An 18,467-nucleotide genomic window follows, 5' to 3' on the forward strand; every position below is an offset into this window, starting at 1 on the left:
CCGCTAAAGGAATAGCGCCCCATGCCCGCCTCGGCGGGCTTCTTTTTGCCTGCAGTAAAGTGGCCTCATTGCACTGCGTCCAGGCGCAGGCTTTCGCGAATGTGCAGCGCCTCGTCCTTGTTGGCCGCATACCCCTGCGCCGACCCTGCATAGGACAACGACCAGGCCAGCTCTTTACTGGCCGCCGCAACCAGCGTCTGGGTCAGTACGTGTACGCCATTCTGGGTGATGGTGCAGGTTGTCTCCAGTGCAGGCACCACACTGAGTCGAGCTTCACGCACATGCGTACAAGCGCTCTGCAAACCGCCACGGGCGAAGTTGACCTGAATGGCTTTGCGCATTTCCAGCAATACACCGGACACATTGACCTCATGCCCAGGCGTCAGACGAGTCTGCGTCAGCTCCATGACCATCAGCGGGTTTCCATTCTGATCGTTTTTGACAGCGCGCTGTCTGACTTGCACGGAGGGCTGGGCGGGTGCATCCGATTCGGTCGCCAGTGACTCGACCTCCCAGCCCGCAGGCCAGACGATCATTGCGTCGGCGGCATGAGCACAGGCAGTGCCGAGCAGCAAAAAAAGGCCCAGGCCTGGCAAGAAACGTCGGTAGTGCGAAAGCATCATGGTCGGCTCGCCGGTACGGTGGACCACAAATTCTGAGCCTGTTGCCGCCGCCGAGCAAGGGCGCAACGGTTTTATCCGCTGCCAACGGTTTGGCACTGACCACCCTGCCCCGTATCATTTGTCACTAATTTGTACATGTGTTGGAGAAATATCGATGAGCTTGCACGAACTCAATACACTTCCAGGCGTGACTGCCGAGCCTGAAGCGGCTACCCGGCAATTTGTGTTCAACCACACCATGCTGCGCGTCAAGGACATCACAAAATCGCTGGATTTCTACACCCGCGTACTGGGTTTCAGTCTGGTTGAGAAGCGCGACTTCCCGGAAGCTGAATTCAGCCTGTATTTTCTTGCGCTGGTCGACAAGGCGCAGATTCCGCAGGACGACGCCGCGCGCAATGAATGGATGAAATCGATTCCGGGCATTCTGGAGCTGACTCACAACCACGGCACCGAGAACGATGCGACGGCGTCGTATCACAATGGCAATAGCGACCCGCGCGGCTTCGGTCACATCTGCGTGTCAGTGCCTGACGTGAAGGTTGCCTGCGAGCGCTTTGAGGCGCTGGGTGTGGACTTTCAGAAGCGCCTCTCCGACGGCCGCATGAACAGCCTGGCGTTCATCAAGGACCCGGATGGTTACTGGGTGGAAATCATCCAGCCGACGCCGCTTTGAGATTGTCGCAGCGCTCATGACTGCGGAGTTCTCACGCTTCGAGCGTGAGCCATTCGGCGTTGCGGACTGATCGACAGATCAGCAGTGACGAAAAAGCCCCACCTGTTTGCACAGGTGGGGCTTTTTGTTTTGCGCCTTTTATCAGGCTGGCGCGGAAGTGCGGATCAGATGGTCGAAGGCGCTCAGAGAGGCCTTGGCACCCTCGCCCAGGGCGATGATGATCTGCTTGTACGGTGCAACGGTGACGTCGCCGGCCGCGAAAATGCCAGGAACAGAGGTTTCACCGCGAGAATCCACCACGATCTCGCCACGTGGCGACAGTTCGATGGCGCCTCTGAGCCATTCGCTGTTTGGCAGCAGGCCGATCTGCACGAAAATACCTTCCAGTGGAACGGTGATTTCCTCGCCAGTGGTGCGGTTCTTGTAGCGCAGACCATTGACCTTCTGCTCGTCACCGGTCACTTCAGTAGTTTGCGCACTGGTGATCACCGTGACGTTCGGCAAGCTGTGCAGTTTGCGCTGCAGAACAGCATCGGCGCGCAGTTGCACATCGAATTCCAGCAGGGTCACGTGCGACACGATCCCCGCCAGGTCGATTGCAGCCTCAACACCTGAGTTACCGCCACCAATCACGGCAACGCGTTTGCCTTTGAACAGCGGACCGTCGCAATGCGGGCAGTAGGCCACGCCCTTGTTACGATACTGCTGCTCGCCCGGAACGTTCATCTCCCTCCAGCGTGCGCCAGTGGCAAGGATGACGGTCTTGGCCTTGAGGCTCGCACCGCTGGCGAATTTCACTTCGTGCAACTGGCCGGCCGCACCAGGAATCAGCTTGTCGGCGCGTTGCAGGTTCATGATGTCGACTTCGTACTGCTTGACGTGTTCTTCAAGCGCCACAGCCAGCTTCGGCCCTTCGGTGTGTTGTACCGAGATGAAGTTTTCGATGGCCATGGTGTCCAGCACCTGACCACCGAAACGCTCAGCCGCCACACCGGTACGAATGCCTTTGCGAGCCGCATAGACCGCGGCCGCCGAGCCAGCAGGACCGCCGCCAACCACCAGCACATCGAACGCTTCTTTGGCATTGAGTTTCTCGGCCTGACGCGCACCGGCACCGGTGTCGATCTTGGCCAGAATCTCTTCCAGGCCCATACGGCCCTGGCCGAACAGCTCGCCATTCAGGTAGATGCTGGGCACCGACATGATTTTGCGCTCGGTCACTTCGTCCTGGAACAGCGCGCCGTCGATGGCGACGTGCTTGATGCCAGGATTGAGCACGGCCATAAGGTTCAACGCCTGAACGACGTCAGGGCAGTTCTGACAGGACTGGGAGAAATAGGTTTCGAAATGGAACTCGCCTTGCAGAGCGCGAACCTGTTCGATGGTTTCCGCACTGACCTTGGGTGGATAGCCGCCTACTTGCAGCAGCGCCAGGACCAGCGAGGTGAATTCGTGACCCATGGGGATACCGGCGAAACGCAGGCTGATATCGTGTCCAGGGCTGCTCAGCGAGAACGACGGCGTACGCGCATCGGTGCCGCTGTCATTCAGGGTGACGTCTTTGGAAACACTGATCACGTCATTGAGCAGTGCAAGCATTTCCTGAGACTTCGCGCCGTCATCAAGGGACGCGACGATCTCGATGGGGCGAGTGACCCGCTCCAGGTAGGATTTCAACTGGGCTTTAAGATTGGCGTCCAACATGTGGCGACTTCCTGTTTTACGAAGGGTAGAAATAACAACGCCCAGGCGATTACCGCCCGGGCGTTTTTTGGGGCGATGCGGTTTACTTGCTCAAGAGCTCAACGCCCCCAACCGATTCATGCGAATCAGATCTTGCCGACCAGGTCCAGAGACGGAGCCAGGGTAGCCTCGCCTTCTTTCCACTTGGCTGGGCAGACTTCGCCCGGGTGAGCAGCGACGTACTGAGCAGCCTTGATCTTGCGCAGCAGCTCGGAAGCGTCACGGCCCACACCACCGTCGTTCAGTTCGACGATTTTGATCTGGCCTTCAGGGTTGATCACGAACGTACCGCGATCCGCCAGACCGGCTTCTTCGATCAGCACGTCGAAGTTGCGCGAGATAGTCAGCGTCGGGTCACCGATCATGGTGTACTGGATCTTGCCGATTGCTGGCGAGGTGTTGTGCCATGCAGCGTGGGCAAAGTGGGTGTCAGTCGAGACGCTGTAGATTTCAACGCCCAGCTTCTTGAACTCGTCGTAGTTGTCAGCCAGGTCTTCCAGCTCGGTCGGGCACACAAAGGTGAAGTCAGCCGGGTAGAAGAATACGACAGACCATTTGCCTTTGAAGTCAGCGTCCGAAACGTCAACGAAAGCGCCGTTCTTGAACGCAGTAGCCTTGAACGGTTTAACGTGGCTGTTGATGATAGGCATCGGTATATCTCCTGATGGGTTAGATGGGTTGTGAATTCGATGGAGTGAAGCTTACGCATCATCGATGACAATCGCTCATTGGCAAACCTCATGTCACCAATTGCTTTTCGCTATGAAGGTAGCTTATCAATAGAAGAAACCTTCAGGCCGCTCCCTGCCTCGGAGTAGCCCGGGAACGGCGCGGCGTCAATGTAACGCATTGCGGACTTGATGTCCCTCCAGCCCACGTAGGCCATCAGCGACTTGAGGTCCCAGCCGTTGCTGTGCGCCCAGCTCGCAAAACCCCGCCGCAATGAGTGGCTGGTGTACTGCGACGCTTCGACCCCGCGCGTGCGAACGCCTGGCGCAGCAAGGGAATGACGCTGTTGGCGTGCAGCCCCTCCTCGCCCATATTGCCCCAGCGGTCGACCGCTCGAAACACCGGACCGCGCACCAGCGCGGCGCAGTTGATCCATTCGATGTACGCCTGCACCGGGCACAACCGCTGCAGGGCCGGTGTCTGGTAGGTCCTGCCGATGTTTTCGCGATCACCCTTGCTGCGCGGCAGGTACAGGCTGATGCCTGACCCGGCAATCGCCTTGACGTCCTGCACCTGCAGGCGGCACAGCTCATCACTGCGAAAGCCCCGCCAGAAGCCCAGCAATATCAGCGCCGTATCACGACGACAGCGCAGCAACCGCGGTTGATCATGGTGCGCGCCAGCATCGCGGGCTTCCAGGTCCAGTGCAGCGATGACCCTTTCCAGGTCTTGTAACTGCAAGGGTTCGGCCTGCTTTTCCTGCGCCGGGTGCAGGGCGCGAATGCCCTTGAGCACCTTGCGCACCATCGGCGCCTTGGTCGGATCGACAAAACCCTGGCTGACATGCCACTGCGCCAGCGCAGAAAGCCGCAGTTTCAGGGTGTTGACCGACAGCGTCCCTGCATAACTGGCCAGATAACGCGCAATGCTTTCGCTAGTCGCTGGCAGAAAGCCGCCCCACGACACTTCGAAATGCTCGACGGCGGCCCGGTAACTGCGCCGCGTGTTGTCACGGGTCGCGGCATCGATGTAGCGATCAATGTCATTCATGGCTCAAGCCTGCAAATCGTACGGGATCAGGCGCAAAAAACCGCTCAGATCCGCCTGACACGGGATAATACGCCAATATCCCGTGTTATTTAATTCTAAAAATGACGAATTTAACGCGCTCGTATAGTATGTAATTACAGAGTACATACCACAGTACGAAATCGTAGGAGTAATCATGGCTCGGGGCGGCGTAAACAAAGCGTTGGTGCAGAAAGCGAGGGGCGCCCTGCTGGCCAGAGGCGAAAACCCCAGTATCGATGCGGTACGCATTGAAATGGGCAACACCGGCTCGAAGACCACCATCCATCGCTACCTCAAAGAGCTGGAGGCGACGCACACACCTACACCCGACATCAGTGAGGAACTCACCGAACTGGTGGCGCGCCTTGCACAACGGCTTGAGGAACAGGCTCAGGAGCGTATCGATCAGGCACGCGAGGAGTACGACGCCAGCTGTAGTGATTTGCGACAGCAACTTGCAATGGCTCAGCAGCAGATCGACGAACTGCAAAAACACCTGCAGCAACGGGATGAGACGCTTGAACAGCAAGCCGCCGCCCTGCTCCACACTCAACAGACACTTCAAAGCACCCAGACCGAGCAGGCCCGACTGCTCCAGGCCAGGCTCGACCTGGAGGCGCGCCTGCAAGACAAGGATGGGCAGATTGGTTCGCTGGAAGAGAAACATCAGCATGCTCGCGAAGCGCTTGAGCACTATCGCAACTCGATCAAGGACCAGCGCGAACACGAGCAGCAACGCCACGAAGGCCAGGTTCAGCAGTTGCAGATGGAGTTGCGGCAGGCACAACAAAGTCTGGCCATGCGCCAGGAAGACATCACACAGCTGAATCGCGACAACGAAAGATTGCTGGCCGAGAACCGCACTGCACAGCGCGAACTGCACCGCCAGCAAGACCTGCTGAGCAAGACAACCCTTCAGGCGACCGCTTCTGCCGAGCAGCAGCAACAAGCGCGCACCCACTGCGCACTGCTGGAGGACAGACTAGGCGGCCTGCAAGAGGAAGCGGCCGGACTCAGGCAGAACCTGACAGACGCTCTGCAGCAAAACCGGGTTCTAGAGTTACTGCTGACCAAAAAGGAAGCTGCCCTGGAAAACCTGCAGCACCAGACCCGCCAGGCTGCAAAACCCAAAGCCAGCACAAACAAGCCGCCAGCCAGCACGTGAGGCATGAGCTCGCTAGGTGGCAGGACAAGGCAGATAAAGATGGACTTCGGTGCCTTGCCCTTCGACGCTGTCAATCTGCACATGCCCGCCGGCCTGCTTGATGAAACCGTAGACCATCGACAAGCCCAGCCCGGTGCCTTGACCGACAGGTTTGGTGGTGAAAAACGGATCGAATACCCGATCGATAACGCTTTGAGCAATTCCGCACCCCGTATCCTCGACACTGAGCCGGACGTAATCGCCCGCAGGCAGGCCCCCCTGCTGCGCCGCACGCTTTACCGACTGGCTGCGAACCCGGACTTGCCCACCTTCAGGTACAGCATCGCGAGCGTTTATCACCAGATTCAACAAGGCATTTTCCAGTTGATGTTCGTCGGTATGGATAACGCTCAACCCCTCTTCAAGCTCGATGCGCAGCGCCGCGCGACTATCAAGGGTACCTCGCAACAACGCCTCCATCGACCACACCATGCGATTGACATCCACCGCACCGACATCCAGCGACTGACGTCGTGCAAAAGTCAGCAACCTCTGGGTCAGCACTGCCGCGCGATTGGCCGACGCTGTTGCCGCGTCTATATAGTGCTCCATTTCATCGACACGCCCGGCTGCCAGGCGACGCTTGACCAGTTCCAGCGCCCCAAGCACCCCGGAAAGCATATTGTTGAAATCATGGGCGATGCCGCCAGTCAGTTGGCCGATAGCGTCCATTTTTTGTGCATGACGCAGCACCTCTTCAGCCTGAGCACGCTCGGCACTCTCGACCTGCAATAACTCATAGGCCTTGGCCAGCTCACGAGTTCGCTCTTCGACGCGCATCTCCAGACTTTCATTGAGATCGCGCAAGGCCTCTTCGGCCTTGACCTGAGCAGTGACGTCAGTGTGAGTGCCCAACCAATGGGTGATATGGCCCTGCACGTCGCGAATGGGCTGTGCACGTGACAGAAACCAGTTGAAGGTGCCATCTTTGCCACGCAATGGAAACGTGTCTTCCCAGACAGAGCCGGTCGCAAAGCAGTATTGCAGCTTCGCCACCACACGCTCTCGATGCTCGGAGTGCAGAACCGATCGCCAGCCCAGCGCCTTCATGGCTTCGAACGAAGCGCCGGTGTAGGAATACCAGCGCTGGTTGTACCAGTTGACCTGGCCGCGCGGGTCGGCGGTCCAGGCAAGCTGGCTCATGTTGTCGGCCAGCGCCCTGAACTGCTGCTCGCTTTCGCGCAACACGTCGATGTGTTGCCGGGCCTCAGAGCTGCGCCCCTCCGTATGCAGGGGCATGCAGATCGACGGTTTGCTTTTATTCACTATAGGGTTCCGTCCTGTTCAAACCTTTACCTTGGAGAATCATCCTGACCTCCGGGCGTTGCGACTTAACGTTTTACCGGGGTGCGCATGGTGACAAATTCTTCCGCAGCGGTCGGGTGCACGCCAATCGTATCGTCGAACACCTGCTTGGTCGCGCCAGCCTTGATGGCAATCGCCAGGCTTTGCACGATTTCGCCAGCGTCCGGCCCCACCATATGGCAACCCAGCACCCGATCAGTTTTGGCATCCACCACCAACTTCATCAAAGTGCGCTCCTGGTCGTCTGTCAGGGTCAACTTCATCGGCCGAAAACGACTTTCGAAAACCTCGACATCATGACCGGCTTTAATCGCATCTTCTTCGGTCAAACCCACAGTGCCAATGTTCGGCAGGCTGAAAACCGCTGTCGGAATGTGATTGTAGTCCACAGGACGGTATTGCTCAGGCTTGAACAGACGTCGCGCCAGCGCCATGCCTTCTGCCAGCGCAACCGGGGTCAGTTGCACGCCACCAATAACGTCGCCGATCGCCAGAATAGAGGGCTCGCTACTCTGATAATTCTCGTCGACCTTGATGTAGCCATGCTCGTCAAGCTTGACGTCGACGCTGTCCAGACCGAGGTTGTCGAGCATCGGTCGACGCCCCGTCGCGTAAAACACGCAGTCCGTTTCCAGCGTGCCACCATCCCTCATCGTCAACAGCAGGCTGCCGTCGGACTGCTTGTCGATACGCGCGATGTCGCTGTTGAAGCGGATGTTCATGTGGCGTTTGAGCAGCTCCTCGTGAAGATGGGCGCGTACACTGCCATCGAAGCCGCGCAGGAACAGTTCACCGCGGTAGACCAGCGTGGTGTCGGCACCCAGCCCGTTGAAAATCGATGCAAACTCCACGGCAATGTAGCCGCCGCCGACGACCACAATGCGTTTTGGCAGCGTCTTGAGGTAGAACGCTTCGTTAGACGTAATCGCGTGCTCGCGCCCTGGCACATCGGGCACTTGTGGCCAGCCACCGGTGGCGATCAGAATGCGCTCGGCGCTGTACGTCCGACCGTTGATCTCGACCTGCTGGGTACCGACGATCTTCGCATGACCTTCCAGCAGCGTGACACCGCTGTCGACCAGCAGCTTTCGGTAGATCCCGTTCAGGCGATTGATTTCGCGGTCCTTATTGGCGATCAGCGTTGACCAGTCGAATTCAGCCTCGCCCAATGACCAGCCAAAACCCTTGGCATGCTCGAAGTCTTCCGAGAAATGCGCTCCATACACCAGCAGTTTCTTGGGCACACACCCCACATTCACGCAGGTTCCACCCAGATAGCGGCTTTCAGCCACCGCTACCCGCGCACCGAAACCGGCAGCAAAACGCGCCGCTCTGACGCCACCCGAACCGGCACCAATTACAAACAGATCAAAATCAAAGGCCATTGATATCTCCTAGGCAGAGGGACAGCATAACCGCTTGGCGGTCTGCCAGAAATGACAAAGCCACCCGAAGGTGGCTTTGCCCAGAACGTCATCAATCAAAAATCAATGCGCTTTGCCTGTTTTGTAGAAATGCTCGAAGCAGAAGTTGGTGGCCTGAATGTAGCCTTCAGCACCACCGCAGTCGAAGCGCTCACCCTTGAACTTGTAAGCGAGCACATTGCCTTCTGCAGCCTGCTTCATCAGGGCGTCGGTGATCTGGATCTCGCCGCCTTTGCCTGGCTCGGTCTGCTCGATTTTCTCGAAGATGTCCGGCGTCAGAATGTAGCGGCCGATGATGGCCAGATTGGACGGCGCATCTTCAGGCTTTGGCTTCTCAACCATGTTGGTCACGCGGAACAGGCCAGGCTTGATCTCTTCACCCGCGATCACGCCGTACTTGTTGGTTTCCTGCGGGTCAACTTCCTGAATGGCGATAATCGAGCAACCATAATGCTTGTGCAGTTTGACCATCTGCGCCAGCACGCCGTCACCGTCAGGATTGACGCACAAGTCATCCGCCAGAACTACGGCGAACGCCTCATTACCGATCAGCGGACGACCGCTGAGGATCGCGTGGCCCAGGCCCTTCATTTCAGTCTGACGGGTGTAGGAGAAGCTGCACTCGTCGATCAGTTTGCGGATACCGACCAGATATTTCTCTTTGTCAGTGCCCTTGATCTGATGCTCAAGCTCGTAGCTGATATCAAAGTGATCTTCCAGAGCGCGTTTGCCACGGCCGGTCACGATGGAGATTTCAGTCAGGCCAGCCGCGAGTGCTTCTTCAACACCGTATTGGATCAGCGGCTTGTTGACCACCGGCAGCATTTCCTTGGGCATGGCCTTGGTCGCTGGCAAAAAGCGAGTGCCGTAACCGGCTGCTGGGAACAAGCATTTCTTGATCATAAAAGTCCTTGATAAGGGCTGTTGGTGTTAACGGCGCAGTCTAATCAGGCGGCGGTCACGTTACAATGCCCCGCCTTTGGCCGTCCGATGCCTTCATAGAGGAATCCACGGGCAGATAGTTCCGCACTATTATTGATTTGCAACCAATCCCGCAAGCCGCCGGTATCCCGAATCACACACCTGAACGACGTCCTGTCGCTCAGCGCACGGCTACAAACCAGCTGACGGGAATGCAAAACATGGCGGAACGATGGCACTGTACATCAGTCCAAACCTGCAATTGCTGATTTCCGGCCTTATCTTCATCTTCTCGAAGCGAAAAACATGATCAGATTCCTGTCCATTATTGCTGTGCTGGCCCTCACAGGCTGCGCAACCGCCTCTAATACCTACCTGAAAAACGGCAAACAGGGCTTGAGCATCGACTGCTCAGGTGAAGCGATGTCCTGGGCAAGCTGCTATGAAAAGGCAGACGCCTCCTGCGCGGGCACAGGGTATGAAATCGTCGGCACTGACGGCACGCCGCAACCGGCTGAAAGCGAAAAAACACTGGGCGTGGACGTCGGCAACTACAAGAGCCGCAGCGTACTGGTCGTTTGCAAATAAGTGACCTGCCAAAAGCAATAAGAAGCATCAGGTAGCGCCCGCACCATGACCCGACCCAATCCACTGGTCGGGCGCCTCTGACTGTTTGACTGTCAGCCGGAAATGCAGGCTTCGGCGGCGTTTTGCACATCCCTGAAGCGAATGGGCACATTGGAAAGACGCTCATACACCTTGATCGTACTACCACCCGAGCGGCTCTCGACATCCAGCACGGCTGCCGGCGACTTGCTGAGCTTTTGCGGAACAATGATGCGCAGACCGTCATGACGGGACTCGATCAGGGACGGCTTGCGGCTGCTGCTGATCTTGCTGACGAAACAGTCAGTGTATTCCTTGGGGTTCTTGCCCGACATGACGTTCATGGTCGGGGGGGTATGTTCGATATCGCTTACCGTTGCACAGCCGGTCATCGCCAGAGCCAGGACTACTACAGCCAGTTTCATACAAAGTCTCCCGAATAAAGGAGCTACGACAAGGCTGGTGACAATTAAATCCCCACACCGGCATTTTTTACCTGAAAGACTGCAAATTAATGATGCCCGGCGGCAAATCACGGGCACAGCATGCTATCGTTTTGATTTTTCAGAAAAAGCCCTGCTTTGGAGCACCGGTCATGAAATTCGTACACCAGCGTGAGCATTTGAACGAGGACGATCTGGTCGTCATCACATGCTCGCAGACCTGCAATATTCGCCTCATGAACGATGCGAACTTTCGCAGCTTCAAGAACGGTGGCCGTCATACTTACCACGGCGGCGCATTCGATACTTTTCCGGCCAAGATCGCAGCGCCCAGCACCGGCTTCTGGAACATTACCATTGACACTGCCGGACGCAAGGTCGACACCAACGCCGGTCGCAAGCCGCCGTTTACCCACGCCATCAAGATCGTCCGCCGCTCGACCTCTCAGTTGAGATGATGCAAGGAGTCACTGTGAACAATCCCGCCACACGTACGACCAAATACGCGGTCAGCTATAAACTCAACGGTGAACGCCGTTTCGAATTCGCGCAGTTACAGTCCGCCTCGGTCGAAGAAGCCGAAGCCGCACTGAAAAAAATGCACGGCCAGAATGACGACCGGATTACCGACGTCAAGGTCAGCAAGGCGCTTTAATGACTCCTTGAAGGTGCTCGATCCATCATGCAGCGCAAAGGTGCAACACCTGCCAATCTCGATCTGTTTGCCGAGCAGACGCCTCAACCCCGGCGTAACGAGCAGATAGGGCCGGGATCATGGTTGCTCAGTGGTTTTGCGCTGGAGGTGATGGTGCCACTGCTGGCTGCTCTGGAAGAAACCGTTGCGCAATCCCCGTTCCGCCACATGCAAACGCCCAGTGGCCTGAACATGTCGGCCGCGCTCAGCAGTTGCGGGCAACTGGGCTGGATCACTGATCGCCACGGCTACCGTTACAGCGCAACAGACCCGCAAAACGGCAGGCCTTGGCCGGCGATGCCAGATGTTTTCATGCAGTTGGCGCAAAACGCCGCGCGCGCTGCGGGCTATCCAGGCTTCATACCGGACGCCTGCCTGATCAATCGCTACATTCCCGGTGCCAAAATGTCATTGCATCAGGATCGTAACGAACATGACCATCAATGGCCTGTGGTTTCGGTGTCACTGGGCATTCCGGCGATTTTTCAGTTCGGCGGCATGTTGCGCAGCGACAAACCCCAGCGTATCTCACTGTTTCACGGCGATGTCGTGGTCTGGGGTGGTGAGGACCGACTGCGCTTTCACGGTATTCTGCCGGTCAAGCAGGCCGGGCACCCGCTGCTGGGTGAGCAGCGCATCAACCTGACCTTTCGCAAAGCCGGTCGCCACGACTGATCAACTGGCGGCAAGCTCGGCAGACGTTCGCGTCAGCGCCGGGCACACGACCCGGTGCAGGTTCAATGCTGTATTGATGATGCCGATATGACTGAACGCCTGCGGGAAATTACCCAGCATGCGGCCGTCTTTCGGATCATATTGCTCGGCCAGCAGACCAACGTCGTTGCACAGGCCACAGAGCCTTTCGAACAGACTGGCAGCATCGTCAGCGCGCCCAAGCAGCACATAGGCATCGGCCAGCCAGAACGAGCAGACCAAGAACGTGCCTTCACGCCCCGCTACCCCATCATCGCTGCGCTCGTTGTCATACCGCAGCAGCAAGCCATCCTGCATCAAGGTGCGCTCGATCCTCGCGACGGTGCCGATGACGCGCGGGTCTTCAGGCGGCAAAAAGCCGGTCAGGACAATCTGCAGCAGACTGGCATCAACCTCGGTCGCGCCGTAAGTCTGCACAAAACTGTTCAGGCCGACATCAAAGCCGTTAAGACAGACGTCAGCATGAATCTCATCCGCCACCTGCCGGTAATGCTCGGCCAACGCACGGTCTTCGTCAGTGTCAGCGGCCTGGGCGATTTGCTTGGCGTTGCGGTCGAACGCCACCCAGGCCATGACTTTCGAATGGGTGAAATGCCGCGGTTCCGAGCGGATTTCCCAGATTCCGGCATCCGGCAGGTGCCAGATGGTTTCCAGATAGGGCATGACCACCTTGGAGATCGCCACACTGCGCGGGTGCGCCGGCATGCCACTACGCAGCGCTTGAATCATGGCATCGGCAACTTCGCCGTAAACGTCGAGCTGTACCTGGGTCGCAGCGCCATTGCCAACCCGCACCGGTTGCGAGTTCTCATAGCCGCTCAGCCAGGGCAACTCGTATTCCTGCAAGCGTCGCTCGCCGCCTACGCCATACATGATCTGAATCTGCTCCGGGTTACCGGCCACCGACCGCAACAGCCAGTCCCGCCAGGCCGTGGCCTCCTCGAAATAACCCAGATTCATGAACGCCAACAGGGTCATCGTCGCATCGCGCAACCAGCAATACCGATAATCCCAATTACGTTCGCCACCCAACTGCTCGGGCAACGACGTCGTGACGGCAGCAACAATGCCCCCGGTTGGCGCGTAGGTCATGGCCTTGAGGGTGATCAACGAGCGCTTGACCTGCGCGGTCCAGGAACCGACATCCGGACACCGGTCAGAAAATTCACGCCAGTAGCTGACGGTAGTCTGAAGCGCTTTCTCGACGTCGATATCCGCCAGCAAAGGCTCATAGGACGCTTGATAAGCGAGGGTGAAGACCTTGCGCTCGCCTTCAGCCACCTGAAACCGGCTGGCCGTATGATGATCCTGAGGGTGCAACGGCACCGGGCTGCGCAGGACCAGCATTTCCGGACCCGCCACAGCGGTCAGCGTATGCGCATCCTTTTTCTCGACCCAAGGTACGCTGCTGCCGTAGTCGAAACGAATGGCGAGGTCGACAGCGAATTCGACCTGCCCCTCCAGCCCGACCACGATACGCACCACATGGCCGCTGGTGTTCATGGGCATGAAATCGATCAGCATCGCGCGACCTTCGCGGGTCTCGAAGACTGTTTCGAGCACCAGCGTACCGTCTCGATAGCGACGCTCGACTGCAATGACCTCGGCGGTTGGCGCAATCTTCCAGCGGCCGTGGTCACTGCTGCCCAATAGCGCAGCAAAACAGGCGGTCGAATCGAAACGGGGAAAACACAACCAGTCCAGTGAGCCATCGCGGGCGACCAGCGCCGCAGTCTGACAATTACCCAGCAACGCGTAGTCTTCGATCAATGCAGCCATTCAGAAATGCCCGTCATGTTGCCCGTTATAGTGATAGTACGCGGCGCAGCGACCATCACCGCGCCAGACCTGCTCAGACCGGCAGGATATAGCGCTCGATAGCGCGAGCCACGCCGTCCTGTTCGTTGCTATCTGTAACATGGTCGGCCTGTCCCTTGACTGTCGGCTCGCCCTGCCCCATGGCAATCGATAACCCGGCCTTGCGAAACATCGCCACGTCATTGCCACCATCGCCGATGGCTGCCGTGCGTGAAAGCTCGACGCCGAGGTAATCCGCGAGCGTTGCCAGCGCCGAACCCTTGTTGGCGTCCAGCGCAGTAACGTCCAGGTAATACTTTTGCGAACGCGCAGCCAGCGCAAGCCCCTCAATCAAGGGGTTGAGCCGGGCCTCAAGGGTTTTGAGCAATTCAAAGTCAGCGCTTGCTGCGACAATCTTGTCGACCCGGTCAAGATAAGGCTCAAAGCTCTCGACCTGGAGATATTCGTAGCCCAAGGCATCACGCTCGTGGTCGACATAATCTCCTGCCGGGTCGAGCAACAGCCATTGGTCATCGGCAAAGACCCAGATGGCAACCTTCTCGCCAGCAAACAGATCAAGACAGGTTCGCACCGCAGCCTGGTCGATACGGTGGGCGACCAGCAAGCTGCCATCGGCATGCGTGATGGTGCCGCCGTTGAACGCAACGGTCGGCAGATCGACGCCTAGCGCTTCGATCACCTGACGCATGGCCCTCGGCGGACGACTGCTTGCCAGTGTGAAATGGATGCCCGCCGCTCGCAGGCGCCCGATCGCGTCGATGTTGGCCGGGCTCAGGCTGTGATCACGACGCAGCAGCGTGCCGTCGATGTCGGACATCACGAACTGCACGGGCAATGATGAGGCTTCAGACATTCAGTTCTCTCCACTCACGGCCGTCGCGGCTCAACAGCTCTTCACCAGCGTCGGGACCGTCCTTGCCGGCGGCATACTGCTCCACTGCCGGTTGTTTGGCCCAGGCATCGAGAAACGGCTGCACGGCACGCCAGCCATTCTCGATGTTGTCGGCACGCTGAAACAGCGTTTGATCACCGGTCAGGCAATCGTAAATCAGCGTTTCATAGCCAGTCGAAGGCTGCATTTCGAAAAAGTCCTTGTAAGCGAAGCCCAAAGCAATGTCTTCCATGTCGAGCGTCGGGCCCGGGCGTTTGGCAAAAAGATCGAACCACATGCCTTCGTTGGGCTGAATCTGAATCCGCAGGTAGTTGGGCTTGAGCCGGTCGACCTCGGTATCCCGAAACTGCGCATAGGGCGCAGGCTTGAAGCAGATGGCGATTTCAGTGCTACGGGCGCTCATGCGTTTGCCGGTGCGCAGATAGAACGGCACACCGACCCAGCGCCAGTTGTCGACCATCACCTTGAGTGCCACGTAGGTCTCGGTAGTGCTATCGGCCGCGACACGGTCTTCCTGGCGATAGCCGGCGACTGTCTTGTCCCCGGCCGTGCCTTCCGAATACTGGCCGCGCACCGAATTGGCCAACGCCTCCGCTTCGCTCCACGGACGAATCGCGCCGACGACCTCGGCTTTCTCACCGCGCACAGCGTCAGCTCCGAAAGCGGCCGGCGGCTCCATCGCGACCATCGCCAACAACTGAAACAGGTGGTTGGGGACCATGTCGCGCAGTGCGCCGGTGTTCTCGTAAAAACTGCCACGTGTTTCAACGCCTACGGTTTCTGCCGCAGTGATCTGCACATGATCAATGTAGTGATTGTTCCAGAACGACTCGAACAGACCGTTCGAGAAACGGCTGACCAGAATGTTCTGCACCGTCTCTTTGCCCAGATAGTGATCGATACGGTAGATCTGCTTCTCGCTCATCACTTTGAGCAGGCATTGGTTGAGCTCGACGGCACTTGCCAGGTCGGAGCCAAACGGCTTTTCGATCACCACACGCCGAAACCCGTCATCGGTCTCTTTCAGCAGGCCCGATGCGCCAAGACGCTGCGCCACCTCACTGAAAAAGCGTGGCGCCGTGGCGAGGTAGAACACCGCGTTCGCCGCGCCGGTGCTCTTGATTTTGCTGTCGATGTCGCGGTAGGTCGAATCATCGAGAAAGTCGCCCTGCACATAGCTGATGCGCTCGGCCAGCTTGCTCCACAGTGCCGGATCAAGAGGTTCCTCACCACCGCTGGCGACTTTGCCGGCAGCTTCTTCACGAATGAAGTTTTCCAGCTTTTTCGCGAAGTCGGCGTCGCTGATCGCGTTGTGATCGACCCCGACAATATGCAGCCCTTCGTCCACCAGACCGTCGCGTGACAGGTTGTAAAGCGCTGGCATCAGCAGACGCTTGACCAGATCGCCATGGGCGCCGAACAAAAACAGGGTCGTGGGCGGAGCCACCTCTGGTGTCTGATTGGCAGTGCCACGCGACAGGCCCATTATTTGGGTTCCTTGTGGCCACCGAATCCGAAGCGCATCGCCGACAGCATCTTGTCTGCATACGAACTGGTCTGACGCGAACGAAAGCGTGCGAACAACGCGCTGGAGAGCACCGGAACCGGCACGGCTTGCTCGATGGCGGCCTCGATGGTCCAGCGCCCTTCACCACTGTCGGCAACCGAGCCGGAGAACGCGTCCAGTTGCGGATCGGTGGCCAGCGCATCGGCTGTCAGGTCCAGCAGCCAGGACGAAACCACGCTGCCACGCCGCCAGACTTCGGCAATGTCGGCGGTATTCAGATCGAAACGCTGCTCAGGAGGCAGGTGTTCGGAATTCTTCTGCTTGAGAAGGTCGAAGCCTTCGGCGAATGCCTGCATCATGCCGTACTCGATGCCATTGTGAATCATCTTCACGAAATGGCCGGAGCCCGCGGGTCCGGAATGAATGTAGCCACGTTCGGCGCGATCATCATCGGAGACGCGACCTTTGGTGCGTTCAATGGAACCCAGGCCTGGCGCCAGCGTTGCGAACAGCGGATCGAGACGACGCACGATGGCGTCTTCACCGCCGATCATCATGCAATAGCCACGCTCCAGCCCCCAGACACCGCCGGAAGTACCGACATCAACGTAGTGCAGACCTTTTCCGGTCAACTCCTGAGCACGGCGAATATCGTCCTTATAGAAGGTATTGCCGCCATCGATGATCACATCATCGGCCTCAAGCACCTGGCTGAGCATCTGAATGGTGTCTTCGGTCGGAGCGCCTGCCGGGAGCATTACCCAGATAGCACGGGGTTTCGCCAGAGCGGCGACCATTTCTGCCAGATCGACGACGGCGGTCGCTCCGTCATTGGCCAGGGCGCTGCGTGATGCTTCATCACGGTCGTACACCACGGTAGTGTGACCATCCAGCATCAGACGCCGTGCGATATTGCCGCCCATGCGGCCCAGTCCAATAATCCCAAGTTGCATGAAGGTGCTCCTTAACTCGTAAAAAGGTGCCTCACCTGCCTGACAGCGCTTCGACAGGGTATGAGCATGCAGGTTAGTCAAGCGAGGCGGAACGTCGGTTCCCTTATAGTCGATTCCCTATAAAGGAAGTGATGGCGCTAACGCCCTCAGTCGGTGCATTTTGGCGTGATTGGCGGGCACTCGCGATCATTAAAAATAAAAAAGTTCCAAAAAAACGCAAAAGAATTCAGAATCGAAGCCGATAGAGAGGTTAAGCAGCGGCACTCACGGATTGAAAGTCATTGCTCAGGACCTTTCTGAGGTTGAATCCGCCATTTGCGAGGTGAGCAATGGGCACTGTACTACCACCGGTTGCACCACAAACCCTGTATGTCACTATCCGTCGCGACGAGTTGCGTGCCTTGAAAGAAGAACGCGAGCAGTTGCAGCGAAAGGTCGCTCATTTGAGCGTCATGTTGCAGCAAGCCCAGTTGTCTGCGCCCGGCGCAATGCTTCACGCCTGACAGAAAACGTAAAACCGATTTAGACCGCACCGTGGCAAGCCCGATACGCTGGCTTGCCCGCCTGATCCGCCCTCCTCGATCAATCCGCCTTTATATACCCACCTTTCTCCAGGTTGAACCCGCGCACCCGGCAGATGCCCGTCATGCCCTGGACATCCGCGCGCGATCAGAGCGCCTTCTGCCAGAACATCGCCCGGCCCATTTCCGGATTCAACTGATAACTGTCGAAGCCCATCTTTTTGTAAGCACCCTGCGCAACCTCATTACCCTCGAGCACTTCCAGCGTCAGCTTGCAGCAACCGCGCTGGCGAGCGATCTCTTCGACTTTGGTCAGCATCTTCTGGCTGATACCCAGACCCCGGTACCTGGAAATGACCGCCACGTCATGAATATTGATCAACGGCCGACAGGCAAACGTTGAAAAGCCCTCAAAACAGTTGACCAGCCCTACCGGCTCACCGGAAACGAAGGCCAGCACACTGAACGCGTGCGGGCGCTTTGCCAGCTCGATGGCCAATTGCTGACGAGTGTCGGCTGAAAGGGGTCGACCCGTGCCCATGGCATCCAGAGAGTATTCATTCAGGACAAAACCGATTGCATCGGCATGCACGGGATTTGTGTAGCTCGCTTGCAGTACCAGTACCTCAGGGGCTTCCATTTCCATCCTCGTCAACTATTCAAAACAGCATGATTCAGTGAAG

Annotated in this window: 21 protein-coding genes; 7 read left to right on the top strand and 14 right to left on the bottom strand. The window is 57.9% G+C overall.

Going from position 1 to position 18,467, the window contains the following annotated elements; translation table 11 throughout:
- Positions 1-65: 65 nt before the first annotated feature.
- Positions 66-623 carry a DUF4946 domain-containing protein gene (locus ABJ99_RS05685; protein WP_054085195.1) on the bottom strand — a complete coding sequence of 186 codons (558 nt, stop codon included), beginning with the start codon at positions 621-623 and terminating at the stop codon, positions 66-68.
- Positions 624-777: 154 nt separating this feature from the next.
- Between ABJ99_RS05685 and gloA the strand changes: the two genes are divergently transcribed.
- Positions 778-1,299, top strand: a complete 522-nt coding sequence (gloA, locus tag ABJ99_RS05690; protein WP_054084974.1) for a lactoylglutathione lyase — start codon at positions 778-780, stop codon at positions 1,297-1,299.
- 141 nt (positions 1,300-1,440) lie between these two features.
- Here gloA and ahpF read toward each other — a convergent pair whose 3' ends face one another.
- From ahpF to ABJ99_RS28090, 4 genes are all read right to left on the bottom strand, one after another.
- On the bottom strand, positions 1,441-3,003 hold the full coding sequence (gene ahpF, locus ABJ99_RS05695; protein WP_054084975.1) for an alkyl hydroperoxide reductase subunit F: 1,563 nt from the start codon (positions 3,001-3,003) through the stop codon (positions 1,441-1,443).
- Positions 3,004-3,128: 125 nt separating this feature from the next.
- On the bottom strand, positions 3,129-3,692 hold the full coding sequence (gene ahpC, locus ABJ99_RS05700) for an alkyl hydroperoxide reductase subunit C (RefSeq protein ID WP_054084976.1): 564 nt from the start codon (positions 3,690-3,692) through the stop codon (positions 3,129-3,131).
- Positions 3,693-3,802: 110 nt separating this feature from the next.
- Positions 3,803-3,985 carry a site-specific integrase gene (locus ABJ99_RS29725; RefSeq protein ID WP_412032775.1) on the bottom strand — a complete coding sequence of 61 codons (183 nt, stop codon included), beginning with the start codon at positions 3,983-3,985 and terminating at the stop codon, positions 3,803-3,805.
- Entirely contained in the window at positions 3,928-4,761 is an 834-nt protein-coding gene (locus tag ABJ99_RS28090; RefSeq protein WP_230080986.1) for a site-specific integrase, read from the bottom strand. The genes ABJ99_RS29725 and ABJ99_RS28090 overlap by 58 nt, the downstream gene beginning before the upstream one ends.
- 175 nt (positions 4,762-4,936) lie before the next feature.
- On the opposite strand from ABJ99_RS28090, the gene ABJ99_RS05710 reads away from it, so the two are divergent.
- Positions 4,937-5,947 carry a DNA-binding protein gene (locus tag ABJ99_RS05710; protein ID WP_054084977.1) on the top strand — a complete coding sequence of 337 codons (1,011 nt, stop codon included), beginning with the start codon at positions 4,937-4,939 and terminating at the stop codon, positions 5,945-5,947.
- Positions 5,948-5,959: 12 nt separating this feature from the next.
- Here the strand turns inward: ABJ99_RS05710 and ABJ99_RS05715 are convergent, their stop codons facing one another.
- The 3 genes from ABJ99_RS05715 to galU all read right to left on the bottom strand — a co-directional run bounded on the left by ABJ99_RS05715 (position 5,960) and on the right by galU (position 9,618).
- Entirely contained in the window at positions 5,960-7,225 is a 1,266-nt protein-coding gene (locus tag ABJ99_RS05715) for a hybrid sensor histidine kinase/response regulator (RefSeq protein WP_080378051.1), read from the bottom strand.
- 92 nt (positions 7,226-7,317) lie between these two features.
- A complete protein-coding gene (gene gorA, locus ABJ99_RS05720) occupies positions 7,318-8,676 on the bottom strand; it encodes a glutathione-disulfide reductase (RefSeq protein ID WP_054084979.1) in 1,359 nt (452 codons plus the stop codon).
- A gap of 102 nt (positions 8,677-8,778) precedes the next feature.
- Positions 8,779-9,618, bottom strand: a complete 840-nt coding sequence (galU, locus tag ABJ99_RS05725) for a UTP--glucose-1-phosphate uridylyltransferase GalU (protein WP_002553293.1) — start codon at positions 9,616-9,618, stop codon at positions 8,779-8,781.
- A gap of 324 nt (positions 9,619-9,942) precedes the next feature.
- Here galU and ABJ99_RS05730 point away from each other — a divergent pair, with 324 nt between their 5' ends.
- The gene (locus ABJ99_RS05730; protein ID WP_054084980.1) at positions 9,943-10,224 is read left to right on the top strand and encodes a hypothetical protein; all 282 of its coding nucleotides are present in this window, start codon (positions 9,943-9,945) and stop codon (positions 10,222-10,224) included.
- Positions 10,225-10,316: 92 nt separating this feature from the next.
- On the opposite strand, the gene ABJ99_RS05735 is transcribed toward ABJ99_RS05730, so the two are convergent.
- Positions 10,317-10,667: a hypothetical protein gene (locus tag ABJ99_RS05735; protein ID WP_054084981.1), complete on the bottom strand. Its 351-nt coding sequence runs from the start codon at positions 10,665-10,667 to the stop codon at positions 10,317-10,319.
- A gap of 170 nt (positions 10,668-10,837) precedes the next feature.
- Here ABJ99_RS05735 and ABJ99_RS05740 point away from each other — a divergent pair, with 170 nt between their 5' ends.
- From ABJ99_RS05740 to alkB, 3 genes are read left to right on the top strand one after another with little or no spacing between them, the layout of a single operon-like run.
- Entirely contained in the window at positions 10,838-11,143 is a 306-nt protein-coding gene (locus ABJ99_RS05740; RefSeq protein ID WP_007249367.1) for a DUF1883 domain-containing protein, read from the top strand.
- Positions 11,144-11,157: 14 nt separating this feature from the next.
- Positions 11,158-11,340, top strand: a complete 183-nt coding sequence (locus ABJ99_RS05745) for a hypothetical protein (protein ID WP_080378031.1) — start codon at positions 11,158-11,160, stop codon at positions 11,338-11,340.
- Between the two features lie 27 nt (positions 11,341-11,367).
- Positions 11,368-12,054 (top strand): DNA oxidative demethylase AlkB, encoded by a 687-nt coding sequence (gene alkB, locus ABJ99_RS05750; protein ID WP_054084983.1) that lies wholly within the window; start codon positions 11,368-11,370, stop codon positions 12,052-12,054.
- On the opposite strand, the gene ABJ99_RS05755 is transcribed toward alkB, so the two are convergent.
- From ABJ99_RS05755 to gnd, 4 genes are all read right to left on the bottom strand, one after another.
- Positions 12,055-13,872 (bottom strand): glycoside hydrolase family 15 protein, encoded by a 1,818-nt coding sequence (locus ABJ99_RS05755; RefSeq protein ID WP_054084984.1) that lies wholly within the window; start codon positions 13,870-13,872, stop codon positions 12,055-12,057.
- Positions 13,873-13,945: 73 nt separating this feature from the next.
- The gene (locus ABJ99_RS05760) at positions 13,946-14,764 is read right to left on the bottom strand and encodes a Cof-type HAD-IIB family hydrolase (protein ID WP_054084985.1); all 819 of its coding nucleotides are present in this window, start codon (positions 14,762-14,764) and stop codon (positions 13,946-13,948) included.
- Positions 14,757-16,289 carry a glucose-6-phosphate dehydrogenase gene (gene zwf / locus ABJ99_RS05765; RefSeq protein WP_054084986.1) on the bottom strand — a complete coding sequence of 511 codons (1,533 nt, stop codon included), beginning with the start codon at positions 16,287-16,289 and terminating at the stop codon, positions 14,757-14,759. The genes ABJ99_RS05760 and zwf overlap by 8 nt, the downstream gene beginning before the upstream one ends.
- Entirely contained in the window at positions 16,289-17,263 is a 975-nt protein-coding gene (gene gnd / locus ABJ99_RS05770) for a phosphogluconate dehydrogenase (NAD(+)-dependent, decarboxylating) (protein WP_054084987.1), read from the bottom strand. The genes zwf and gnd overlap by 1 nt, the downstream gene beginning before the upstream one ends.
- A 329-nt stretch (positions 17,264-17,592) precedes the next feature.
- Here gnd and ABJ99_RS05775 point away from each other — a divergent pair, with 329 nt between their 5' ends.
- Positions 17,593-17,766 carry a DUF6026 family protein gene (locus ABJ99_RS05775; protein WP_054084988.1) on the top strand — a complete coding sequence of 58 codons (174 nt, stop codon included), beginning with the start codon at positions 17,593-17,595 and terminating at the stop codon, positions 17,764-17,766.
- A 166-nt stretch (positions 17,767-17,932) separates the two neighbouring features.
- Here the strand turns inward: ABJ99_RS05775 and ABJ99_RS05780 are convergent, their stop codons facing one another.
- Entirely contained in the window at positions 17,933-18,424 is a 492-nt protein-coding gene (locus ABJ99_RS05780; RefSeq protein WP_054085196.1) for a GNAT family N-acetyltransferase, read from the bottom strand.
- Positions 18,425-18,467: the final 43 nt, after the last annotated feature.

Source organism: Pseudomonas syringae pv. cilantro, from assembly GCF_001293775.1.
Classification (GTDB): domain Bacteria; phylum Pseudomonadota; class Gammaproteobacteria; order Pseudomonadales; family Pseudomonadaceae; genus Aquipseudomonas; species Aquipseudomonas syringae_P.